The following is a 12,347-nucleotide window of genomic DNA, read 5'->3' on the forward strand; positions in this document are numbered from 1 at the left end:
TGCTTCTGATTACCAGATATTTACTTCCGTTTCGAGTTGGACACCAAAAGTATCGTACACTGAACGGGCAACATGTATTGAAAAATCGTAAATTTCTTGTCCGCTTGCATTTCCATAGTTGACTATCACGAGTGCCTGTTTCTCATAACAACCCACATGGCCCATTTTTTTTCCCTTCCAACCACAATATTCGATCATCCAACCGGTTGCCAATTTGTAGCGACCGTCTGGCATGGGGAATGCCTGTATGGACGGAAACTGTTTTTTCAAATCAAGGAATTTTCCTTCAGTGACCGTTGAGTTTTTAAAAAAACTTCCCGCATTTCCAAGTTTTCCGGGATCGGGTAATTTGCTTTTCCGGATCTCAATCACTGCTTCACTGACTTGACGAATGGTTGGATCCTCTATGTTTTTTTGCCTGAGGACTTCTTTGATAGCGCCATATTCCAAATGGAGTTTATGCATCTTATTCAACCTGAGCACAACATGGCTGATCGCAAATTTATTCTTTAAACTGCTTTTAAATATGCTGTTCCTATAATCCAACTGACAATCCTCCCGATTCAATTTAAGCGCAATCCTCTTTTCAAAATTATAGCCTTCTATCCATTCCAAAACATCTTTAATTTCAACACCATACGCCCCGATATTCTGAACCGGTGCAGCTCCAACCGTTCCGGGAATCAGGCTTAGGTTTTCCAGTCCGCCGTAACCTTGTTCAATGGACCACATGACCATTTCGTGCCAATTCAAACCTGCACCAAACCGAATTAAAATATCATCACTGGTTTCATCCAGGATTTCAATGTCAGCGATCTCTATCTTTAAAACCGGATCATCCATATTCTTTGTCAATAAAATATTCGTTCCCCCTCCCAATATCCTGGGCAAACTTTCAGCATCATATGATTGCAATTCCTCTCTTGAACGAATAGGTATCAATTGATGAGCCTGGACATCAATTCCAAAACTGTTGTATAATTTAAGCGAGGTCATTTAGTGAAGACTCCAATTGTTTAAAGAGGTAAGATCGGAATTAATTTTTATTATCGATTTTTTTATACCCAAGAAATGAGAATTACATGTCCGCAGGTTCCAATTGCAATTCCACTAAATTCTTGTAGGTTCCTTTCTCTATGGTTAGTAATTCTTCATGGGTTCCCGATTCTACGATTCTGCCTTTGTTTAAAACATAAATACAATCTGCCTCGCGTATGGTTGAAAGCCGATGTGCGATGATCAATGAAGTTCTGTTATTCATAAGTTGGTCAAGCGCTTCCTTTACTAGTTTTTCACTTTCGGCATCAAGGGATGACGTCGCCTCGTCCAATATCAGTATGGATGGATTTTTGAGCAATGCCCTGGCTATGGCAATTCGTTGTCGTTGGCCACCACTCAATTTTATCCCTCTTTCTCCGACGATGGTCTCAAACTTTTCCGGAAACGCTTCAATAAAATCGAGCGCATGCGATTTTCGGGCTGCATCCATAATCTCCTCGTCACTTGCTTCGGGTTTTCCGTAGCGTATATTTTCCTTTATCGTGCCTCCAAAAAGCAGAATTTCCTGAGGAACGATAGCCATGTTCCGTCTGTATTCAGTGAGGTCATAATTTTCAACGTTTGCGCCATCCACTTCAATGACACCATTTGCAGGATTATAGAATCGCATCAACAATTGAACAATTGTCGACTTTCCAGCACCGCTTGCACCTACAAAAGCAATACGTTTACCATGTGGAACTTCGAAAGAAATATTTTTAAGAACTTCTACCTCCTTTCGTGAAGGATATGAAAAAGATACATCCCGAAAAGCCAGTTGGCCGGCAAATCTAACTGGAGTTCTCTTCTCTTTTTGCAATTCAATTTCTTGTCCTCGATCTAATATTTCCTGAATGCGTTCCGTAGCTCCCATGGATCCAGCCAGAGCTGTGTATAAATTCCCCAAACCTGCGATGGCTCCGCCAATAAATCCTGTATAAATGATAAATGAAAAAAGGTCTCCGATTTGCATTTCTCCCTGCTCTACCAAAATTGCTCCACGCCACAGAATAAAAAATAGTCCGCCAAACAAAACCGTAATGATGAATATAAAAAACAAGCCTCTTTTTTTGGCATATTGCATCGATAATTCGAGCATATTTCCTATGGAATCTGAAAATCGCCGGATCTCAAAATCCTCATTTGTAAATGCTTTTACATTTTGGAAAGACTGCAGGCTCTCTTCGACAATGATATTGGTTGCTGCCAACCCATCTTGCCTGGCACGGGATAAGGATCTGATGTAGCGTCCGAAAAAAATACTGGCAACCACGATAACAGGGAATGTGAGTAACATCGTTAATGCCAGATGGGGAGTCATCCACGCAATAATTGCGACGCCCCCAATTAATACTACGAGTTGCCTGATCAGTTCGGCAAGGGTTATTGAAAAACTGGATTGTAGTTGTTCGACATCAGCTGTCATTCTGCTGGTGAGCTCTCCGATGCGATGACTTTCGAAATAAGCCAATTCCTGGGTGATGATTTTTTCATAGAGGGCTTTTCTCAAATCTGCCATACCGTATTCACTTACATATGCAAAAAACGTCGTGCGGTAATAAGATAAGATTCCTTGAATCAGCAATATCAATAAAAATATCAGACCGAATTGGGGCAACGTAAGATTCCATTTTCCTTTACCTATGGCTGTGTTAGCCATTTCACCGGCAGCCGCTGGAAATATCATGAAAAGACTACTTCCAATAACCAGAAAGACCATACCCCAGATAAAATACCATTTATATGGTTTGATGAACCTGAAAATACGATAGGAACTCCATAATGATTTTTTAGTAATTGCTGGTTTCTTTGGTTCCATAGAGCATTAAAACAAGAAAACTCCGATGTAGTTTAATCTACTCAAATCTCACCTGGTAAATTCAAATCATTCTTAGCCGGGGTGAATGCCATATTTTGCCTGATATTCCAAAAAAAAAATTGGTGTACTGCGTTCATCTGCAATACACCAATTTATAATTTTAAACTTTTGGATCTATTCCTATCTTAATTTCAAAAGGAGGCTTAAAGTTTCTGGAATAAAGCCTTGGATACAACCTGATTTTCATGGTATAAATAAACGATATAAGTACCCGATTTCAGGTTGACTAACGACATGGGAACTTTGTTATCTCCGGTTTCAAGAGCAACCCTTGATTTTAGTAAACTGACCCCTGTTACGTCTGAGACTACGAGTGTGACCTCTGCTTTATCGCTGCTTTTAATAGAAACAATAACATCATCCACAGCTGGGTTCGGACTGACATCGTATATCACAATGTCAAACTTATTTCCAATCCTTCCGCCCACAGTGATCTTTTTTGATACCTTACATTCAACGCCATTGATTACATAATACAAAGTAACTACGTAGGTTCCAGCTTTTGCATAGGTATGCTTTACTGAAAAATCAGAAGAAGTATTTCCATCGCCCAAATCCCAGTAAAATTTATCTGGAGCGGCATTAAAACCGGCTTCAAGCTTTATGGTAAGTTGATCAACTGAAAATTTAAAATCGTAATTGCAGGGAGAATTTGGATCGGTACGTCCACCAACTTTGACTTCTTTGGTTACCTGGCAAAGTTTGCCATCGATCACAACGTAGAAAGTGACTTTGTAAACACCAGCCTTTGCATAAGTATGACTGGTCTCCGCATCTGTACTGCCTGTGCCGTCGCCAAAATCCCACTTGATCCGCTCTGCAGTTTTTCCTTTGAGGTCTGCCCTGAATTTTGCCGAAAGTTGATCAGTGGCAAATGCAAAGTCAATACCTGCACAAGGATCGGCATTGGTACCACGACCAACATGAATCCAAGTGGTGAGAATGACCGTGCAAAATTCACCTGTGATTTTTGTAGTCACTTTATATTTACCTTCCTTGGCATAAACATGCCTGACTTCAACACCGGTACCGGTGGTTCCATCTCCAAAATCCCAACTGACTTCCTTAATAGGAAATCCGGCAGTGGCTTTAAAATTATATCCATTGCCCGCAGAAGTATTTAAAGTTGCAGAACTGATATTTACTTTTCCGCAACATTCATTGTTCCAACTTGTCGGAGGTGGGGGTGTAGAATCCTTTACTTCAATTTTAAAAGTGTAAAGTTTTTTGCAGGTGCCGTTGGTAATGATCAGGTTGACTACATATACACCAGGAGCATTGTACTGATGTCTGACATCTTTACCCGATCCGCTGGTACCATCGCCAAATTCCCAAAAGTATTCTACGCGTTCTGTGGCCGCACTGGCGTGGAATTCAACCCAACCGTCCTGATGAACTGCGAAATCAAATTTTCCATCACAGGGATCTCCTGCCGGATCAGATTTGGCACAGATCACAAAATCCAATTGGTATTTTCCTTCCTGGCCGGGTGCTTTTTGAACTTGCGGCGCTACCTGGCAAGGATCCGAAACATTTACTAAATAAGCAGCCACATTTGGGTTCAATTTAAATTCATGAACATAAAAACCATCCGCATTGGTTTGGAGACGAACACCGGCTGCATTTGTCGCGGGACTCGTTAGAATTGTAACAGGCCAGTCGGCAACAGGCTTTTTATCCGTATTATATACGTAGCCAAAAATTTTCACAGATTGTGCATCCAAACTAAATATGGAAAGGAAGAGTGCAGCAATCAAGATTAAAGAATGTCGCATAGATTTTAAAATTTAAGGTTAGCTAAAAGAATCATTGTTTATATACTAAATTAAATACGGCAGAACAATCACTGAGGTTGCCAAATCTGCCGATTTTAACTTCCATGAGCAAAAATAAACAAATTCAGAGGGATAAATGCCATTTTTTACTGACATAAAGTTAAGCTAAGGCCTGTAAATCAGAGCCTTAAAGCTCAGTTCTGAAGACTTCGTAAAAAAAAAGTCCGGACGAGCGCCCGGACTTAATAAACCAATCTCATGAAAAGGTATGAAAAGACGAAGCATCTTTAATCGACATTATCGTGGAGAAAGGAGCTCTCTTCCCGAATTTCGGGTTTGTTATCCTCATCTATGTACATCCGTACTTTAGATGAATTGAACTCTGAAGAAGGGTTAACCCAATCCAACTTCACATTTCTCCGTTCAAAAGCCGGTATATTTTCTGTGTCTGTTAAGTTTTTTACATCTTGTAAGGGCGAGGACATTACGGGGTTACGACCTCTTTTACTCTGATGAGTACTTAACTCCTGGTCATGTTGCTTAGAGCCGATAGACAATCCTTCAGCCGAATTGGTGGCGGGATGTCTTTCGATTATTTTTTTGTCTTCGGGCTGTTCTTCAAACTCAAACACATAAGGTTTTCCAACAGTTTCATCGGTATTCCTAATGTTTTCATAATCTTCGTCAAGCCCTATTTTTTTTGCAATTTGATCGGTGCGTTCTTTATATCCGGATCCAAATCCAGTCGCAATCAAAGTAACGCTGATCTGATCATTCAGACTGTCGTCTACGCAGGAACCCCAAATGAGGTCTGTTTCGAAGCCAGCTTCCTGTTGAATGTACTCGGTAATGGTACCCACCTCATCCATTGTGATCTCCGGATTTCTTCCGGTTGTAATATTCAAGAGGATATGTTTAGCCCCACGAATGTCGTTGTCCTCCAATAAAGGAGAATTCAAGGCATTTTCTATAACTTTTTTAGCCCGATCGTCGCCGGATGCTGCGGCAGAGCCCATTATTGCAACACCGCTTTCTTTCATTACGAAATTTACATCCTCAAAATCCACATTGATGTAGCCCGGAACTGTTATAATTTCAGCGATTCCTTTAGCAGCAGTAGCCAGCACATTATCGGCATGAGAAAATGCACTGGACATAGGCAAATTCCCATAAATCTGTCTTAATTTATCATTTGAAACGACGATGAGTGCATCGACGTTTTGTTTTAATTGTTCAATTCCTTCCTGGGCATGCTTTCCTCTTCGCGGACCTTCAAAAGAAAATGGCTGAGTCACAATGCCCACGGTGAGAATCCCCATTTCACGGGCCACTTTAGCTAAAATCGGACCAGCACCTGTCCCAGTTCCACCACCCATTCCTGCAGTAATAAATAACATCTTGGTATCGGCTTCCAGGAATTCCTGAAGGTCTTCCGTAGATTCAAGGCAGGCCTTTTTACCCATTTCGGGATTATTGCCAGCTCCCCGACCGACTGTCAGATTAGGTCCAAGTTGAATTTTATGAGGTACCGGACTCAGATCCAGGGATTGGTTGTCCGTATTGCAAATTGCAAAATCGACACCTCTGATCCCTAAATTATACATGTGGGTCACAGCATTGGTTCCACCACCTCCTACTCCGATGACCTTGATGATGGAATTTTGACTCATATTATAAAATTCAATATCTGTTTATGATGTAAAGATACGTAATTATATATTACAAATAAAAATAAATTATGATTTTTTTTTATATATAAATTAAAAAAATATATCAGATGTACGAATCTGCACCCGGCTTGAAGAAATCGAGAAATCCGTGGTATACGCCATTCCTGATTTTGCCTAAAATACCCTTTGCTGATTCTACCTCCACTGTTTCAGTTTCATTTTCGCCGGGATCATCAACATCAAAGACATGTCCCTGCGTTTTAGCCTCTGTTATTTCAGGTAAACCTGGAGTGACTTTCTTCATGGACTCCAGCAAAATACCCAATCCTGTCGAATATGCCGTTTGTAAAGAACCTTCGTCTAAATGAGCAATTTTATATTCGAGTGGGTTCCCAATCCTGGTTGACAAACCCGTCTGAAATTCTGCCAACAGTTCTATATCCTTGAGTTTCGCACCACCTCCGGTTAATACCATGCCTGCCAGGATTTTGTTTTCAAATCCACTCCTTCGGATTTCCCACATAATGTATTCGAAGAGTTCTTCAACTCTTGATTGGATAATTCTTGCCAGATTTTTTTCAGATATTTCTTTGGGTTCCCTTCCCATCAATCCGGGTATCGTGATAATGCGATTGTCGACAATTTCATCTGCAACGGCAGAACCAAAACGCTGTTTCAATTTTTCAGCTTGCTCATATATAACCGAGCAACCCGATTTGATGTCTTTGGTAATGACGTTGGAACCAAGAGGGATGACCCCTGTATAGCGCACTATTCCATCCGCATAAATGCTGACTTCTGTAGTTCCTCCTCCAATATCAACCAGCACAACACCGGCCTCTTTCTCATCATTCGATAAAACTGCTTCGGCTGTAGCTGTGGGCTCCAGAACGAAACCCGCAATATGCAACTGTGCTTTTTCAACAGCTCTGATCAAATTATCAAGCGCTTCTGTGTTGGCAGTAATGATGTGGAAGTTCCCTTCCAATCGGGATCCGGCCATGCCTATTGGATCCAGATAACCTTCCTTGCTGTTGTCGATATAAAACTCCTGTGGCACGACATGTAATATTTTATCGCCATGGGGCAAGGCTATTTTATGCATGTTTTGAATCAGGATTTCGATGTCTTCCTGGGTGATTTCATTTTTTGGATTGTCCCGATAAACTACAGACTGGTGATGAAGGCTTTTGATATGTTCTCCGGCAATACCCACAAAAACAGTCGTGATTTCCTGTCGGCTGCGTTTTTCTGCCTGATCGATAGCATCGCAAATTGCTTTTGAAGTTTTATCGATGTTGCTCACCACCCCTCTCTGTACTCCATCGCATGAAGCGGTCCCAAAACCCAACAACTCAATTTTTCCCAAAATATTTTTCTTCCCTGCAAATGCGCTTACTTTGGTAGTCCCGACATTCAGGGCTACAACTACTTCCGGATTTGGATTGTAACTTACTTCCATATCATAAGATTTTTATCGGATGAATAAATTCAACTTTCCTGTTTTTCCTTTTTACCAATAATTTGTCCTTTGAATTTCAGGTTGATGGTTTCATATACATTCCATCCCTGACGACCCATGTTTTCCTGATAGAATAATTTCAAACGATTCAATTTGTCTTCGACACCTTCTGTTCCCCCGAGGAGAATTTTTTCCTGGCCGATTTTGGGAATCAAGGTAAGATCGCCGTTAGAATCCAAATCAATTTGTTCAATCAACGCATGTGCAAAACTATCCGCACCAATTGCATTGACTAATTTTATCAAGCTTCCGTAATAAATTTTGTTTTTTTCGTCCAGCCGGTTGCCGGATACCGGTTGCCAAAGTCCTGTAGCCACTGGCACCCTTGCCCCATATTTCGGAGAGACCGGAATTTTGTAGCCCATTTCGTCCAGATAAAATTGGCTGCCCTGAACATCCACCACCCTTACGATTGGTTTTCGCTGTTCGATATAAATGTGAAGTTTATTTTTCGGATCGACAAATATTTCTGCTTTACGCACAAGCGACTGTTTCAACAGGTAATTTTCAAGTTGATCCAGTTTCAACGCATAGATACTGATCCTGCGCACATCCTTGTTGTAAAAATCAAAGACCCATTTTTTAACATCTGCCATTTCAATCAGCCCACCTTGCCCAAAAGTTTCCAGACGGATGATCAGGTCTTTCGGTTTTTCAATTCTTTTATTCTTGACCGCGTGCATCCAGAAGATGCCAATACCCAAAAGTATCAACAGGTTGACCGATATTAAAATGAGACCTTTGAGTTTTGTGTTCATGTGTTTGAACTTACAACTGTTAGTATTCTTTTGAAATTTAACTTATATCTATTTTTCAATGACTTCAATCATTGGGTCTATCATCAAATCCAGGTCGCCTGCTCCCAAAGTCATCACCACATCGAGTTCCAGATCCGGCAACAAACGGAGGAGGCTGTCTTTTCTGCAAATCCATTTTTTTGGATGCCTGATGCGATCAAACAGCAATTCCGAATTGATTCCCGGAATGGGTTCTTCTCTGGCGGGATAAATTTCAACCAAAATGATCTGATCCAATCCTTCGAGCGCAGATGCAAACTCTTCAAGAAAGTCTCGCGTACGCGAATACAGATGCGGTTGAAATATTCCTGTAATCAGACGATCGGGATAGATATCCCTGCACGCCTGAATAACAGACCGCAATTCTTCAGGATGGTGGGCGTAATCATCGATCAGAACTTTTTTAGGGGTATCCAGTCTCCATTGGAATCGTCGCTGAATTCCCGTAAAGCTTTCAAGTCCTTTTCGGATCCTGTTTTCATTCAGCCCGAGTTGCATGGCTACACTTATTGCTGCCAATGCATTGCGGACATTATGATGGCCAGGCAAGCGTAAAGATAATTCTTTTATATGATATATTTTACTAATATATTCAAACAAAACCCTGCCAGAATCGGTTCCCGTGATTTGAGCTCTCACGTCTCCGGAATCTGTTCCAAATAGATAAATTTCAATGTCCTCCAGACTGGAATGAAATTTCTCAATATCCTCTGCAGCTATAGTGTTACTGAGGTATAAAGTACCTCCTGATTTTATTTTACCGGCAAATTCCAGATATGAATTGACCATGGCTTCCCGGCTGCCATAAATATCGAGATGATCCGCATCCAAAGAGCCAATAATGGCAATATTCGGGCTGAGGTGTAAAAATGAGCGATCGTACTCATCAGCTTCCTCAACCATGAACTGACTTCCTGTGTCCAGAAAATTGGTTTGATAATTGGTACTGATCCCCCCCAAAAAAGCGGTCACAGGAAGACCCCCATCGACGAGCAGATGGCTGAGCAGTGCGCTGGTGGTCGTTTTTCCATGCGTACCTGCCACAGCAATATTGAAAACCTGTCGAGTGATCCAACCCAACACTTCCGATCGCTTGTGAATCGGCCATTTTTTTTTCTGTATAAATTGTAATTCGCCCAAATCTGCAGGTACCGCCGGAGTCAGGATCACCAGATCCGTATCTTCGGGAATCAAACTCTGATTATCCTCAAAATGTATTTGGATTCCATGTTGTTGCATGGAATCTGTCAGGGGAGAAGGAGTCTTGTCGTAACCATAAATTTTTACTCCCCGTTTATGGAAATACCAGGCCAGATTGCTCATGCCAATTCCTCCAATACCCAGGAAATAAATGGTTTGCAACTTATCTAATTGCATTTTTTTGCGATTTCGACGATTTGATTTGCTATGGTTTCTGCGGCCTTTGGTCTGGCCATTTCTTTGAGTTTTGTTTTCATTCTGATCAACACCTCATCATCGGAAAGTATTTCTTCGATCAAAGGCCAAAGCCTTTGACTTAATTCCTTTTCGGATAACATAAAAGCAGCATGATGTTCTGTCAAATACGCTGCATTCTTACTTTGGTGATCTTCTGCTACGTTAGGTGAAGGAATGAGTATACTGGGTTTGCCGGTAACCATCAATTCAGATAGGGTCAGCGCTCCCGCCCTGGAAATTACCAGGTCTGCCGCGGCATAAGCCAGATCCATTCTTTCTATAAAAGCGAAACATTTAACGTTTTGGGGGACTTCTGCCAAAGCTGCATTCAGCGTATTTTCATAAATACTTCCATATTGCCAAATCCATTGCCATTCATGATGATCGGAGATCATTTGCATAGATCCTAAAATGGCATCGTTTACAGCCCGGGCTCCAAGACTTCCTCCAAATACACAAATGGTTTTTTTACCGGGATCGAGTTGAAAAAAATTACTTGCTTCTTTCCGATCAGTTTGCTTCAGAAGATCTTTTCTAACCGGATTCCCGGTATGTAAAATTTTAGCGACAGGAAAATATTTTTCTAAACCTTGAAATGCAACAAAAATTTTATCAGCCGACTTTGCCAATAATTTATTGGTGATGCCCGGATAAGAATTTTGCTCCTGGATCACGATGGGAATCCCCATCCATGAAGATATTCTCAAAACAGGTCCGCTTGCATATCCACCAACGCCTACAGAAATGTCGGGCTTGAACCTTCGTATGGTCTGAAATGCTTTGATCAGTGAAATAATTAACAGGAAAATCCATTTTAAATGATCGAGGCTCAACTTTCTTTTCAATCCGCGTATGGGTAGGCCAACAATGTTGTAACCTGCCTGCGGTACTTTCTGCATTTCGAGTTTACCTGTTGCCCCTACAAAGAGAATTTCGATGTCATTTGAAATTTCTTTTAATGCATCGGCAATTGCGATCGCAGGAAAAACATGCCCCCCCGTTCCACCACCACTAATCAGTACCTTCATAATTCAATATGAGTTGGGTATCGGCTGGTTGCTGATCTGCTGTCTGGATTTCAGATTCTGCATCGAGTTTTAAATTTTGTATATGCCTGCTTACGCTGATGATCATACCCAGGGAGATGCTTGTAAAAATCATAGAAGTACCACCCATGCTTATAAAAGGTAAAGGAAGACCGGTGATCGGGATAAGTCCCAATGAAACAGCGATATTTGAAAAAGCCTGCATAACGAGGTTGACTCCGATTCCAATAGTAAGGAGCGCACCAAATGCTCGGGTTGAATTGGTAACGATTCCGACACAATGCAACAGCAAGGCCAGATAAAGAAAAACAATTCCAAAACCACCCAGAATCAAACCATATTCTTCACAAATGATGGGATAAATAAAATCAGCGTATGAATAGGGAATAAAATTTTTAAGTTGACTGTTGCCTGGATTGGGCAAAAAAAGATGCCCATTGGAAATCGCCATTTTAGCTTGCTCGAGTTGATACTCATCTTCTGTACCATTCATGAAATTGGTAATTCTCGAAACCCAGGTTTCTGCCCTTGTCATTCCGGGAAACCAATTTTCCAGCAACAGTAAGAAAGCAAACAGCATGATTCCAAAAAGCACGACCATTAGGATGTATCTGATCTGGATCCTTCCAATAAACATCATGATGATCGAACCCATAAAAACTACTGCTGCCGTACTTAAATTAGAAGGTGCGATCAGTCCGCATATAATGAGTATAGGAAGCATGATTGGAATGAACGCCGACCGAAATCCTTTGATCACATCTTGTTTCTCAGAAATGGATCTTGCCAAATACAGGAACAAGGCCAGTTTTGCAAAATCTGAAACCTGAAATGAGACTCCAACAATCGGAATGTACAGCCATCGTTTAGCATCATTGATTGTAACTCCCAGAAAAAAGGTGAGGATCAGCAGAAATATGGCAAGGATCAACATCACTGGTGCCCATCGATTGAATTTTGTATAATCAATTTTACTAAAGACCCATATGAGTCCAATTCCGACGAGCATAAAACTCACGTGCTTTGCCAGGAAATAAGATGTGTTGTCTGTATTGTATTTAGTGACACTAACAGAAGTACTGTAAACTGCCAACATTGAAATAAGCGATAGAATAAAAACAATGGTCCAAATAAAATTAGGCCTGAGAATATAATTGCGCCATTTCAAAATCAACTGACTCAT

The 12,347-nt window shown here is 41.0% G+C and carries 9 protein-coding genes; all 9 read right to left on the reverse strand.

The window, feature by feature from the left end:
• Window positions 1-9: 9 nt before the first annotated feature.
• Complete coding sequence (gene murB, locus IPM34_11950) at window positions 10-996, reverse strand: UDP-N-acetylmuramate dehydrogenase (GenBank protein MBK8956249.1); 987 nt, start codon at window positions 994-996, stop codon at window positions 10-12.
• A gap of 82 nt (window positions 997-1,078) precedes the next feature.
• The gene (locus tag IPM34_11955) at window positions 1,079-2,857 is read right to left on the reverse strand and encodes an ATP-binding cassette domain-containing protein (protein ID MBK8956250.1); all 1,779 of its coding nucleotides are present in this window, start codon (window positions 2,855-2,857) and stop codon (window positions 1,079-1,081) included.
• 203 nt (window positions 2,858-3,060) lie between these two features.
• On the reverse strand, window positions 3,061-4,692 hold the full coding sequence (locus tag IPM34_11960) for a PKD domain-containing protein (GenBank protein ID MBK8956251.1): 1,632 nt from the start codon (window positions 4,690-4,692) through the stop codon (window positions 3,061-3,063).
• A 287-nt stretch (window positions 4,693-4,979) separates the two neighbouring features.
• Window positions 4,980-6,362 carry a cell division protein FtsZ gene (gene ftsZ / locus IPM34_11965; protein ID MBK8956252.1) on the reverse strand — a complete coding sequence of 461 codons (1,383 nt, stop codon included), beginning with the start codon at window positions 6,360-6,362 and terminating at the stop codon, window positions 4,980-4,982.
• Window positions 6,363-6,465: 103 nt separating this feature from the next.
• Entirely contained in the window at window positions 6,466-7,824 is a 1,359-nt protein-coding gene (gene ftsA, locus IPM34_11970; GenBank protein ID MBK8956253.1) for a cell division protein FtsA, read from the reverse strand.
• 29 nt (window positions 7,825-7,853) lie between these two features.
• Window positions 7,854-8,642 (reverse strand): hypothetical protein, encoded by a 789-nt coding sequence (locus IPM34_11975; protein MBK8956254.1) that lies wholly within the window; start codon window positions 8,640-8,642, stop codon window positions 7,854-7,856.
• 48 nt (window positions 8,643-8,690) lie between these two features.
• Window positions 8,691-10,058, reverse strand: coding sequence for a UDP-N-acetylmuramate--L-alanine ligase (locus IPM34_11980; protein MBK8956255.1), 1,368 nt, complete (start codon window positions 10,056-10,058; stop codon window positions 8,691-8,693).
• The gene (gene murG / locus IPM34_11985) at window positions 10,049-11,146 is read right to left on the reverse strand and encodes an undecaprenyldiphospho-muramoylpentapeptide beta-N-acetylglucosaminyltransferase (protein ID MBK8956256.1); all 1,098 of its coding nucleotides are present in this window, start codon (window positions 11,144-11,146) and stop codon (window positions 10,049-10,051) included. The genes IPM34_11980 and murG overlap by 10 nt, the downstream gene beginning before the upstream one ends.
• Window positions 11,130-12,347 carry an FtsW/RodA/SpoVE family cell cycle protein gene (locus tag IPM34_11990; GenBank protein MBK8956257.1) on the reverse strand — a complete coding sequence of 406 codons (1,218 nt, stop codon included), beginning with the start codon at window positions 12,345-12,347 and terminating at the stop codon, window positions 11,130-11,132. Before IPM34_11990 ends, murG begins: the two co-directional genes overlap by 17 nt.

The organism is Saprospiraceae bacterium, from assembly GCA_016716185.1.
GTDB lineage: Bacteria > Bacteroidota > Bacteroidia > Chitinophagales > Saprospiraceae > Vicinibacter.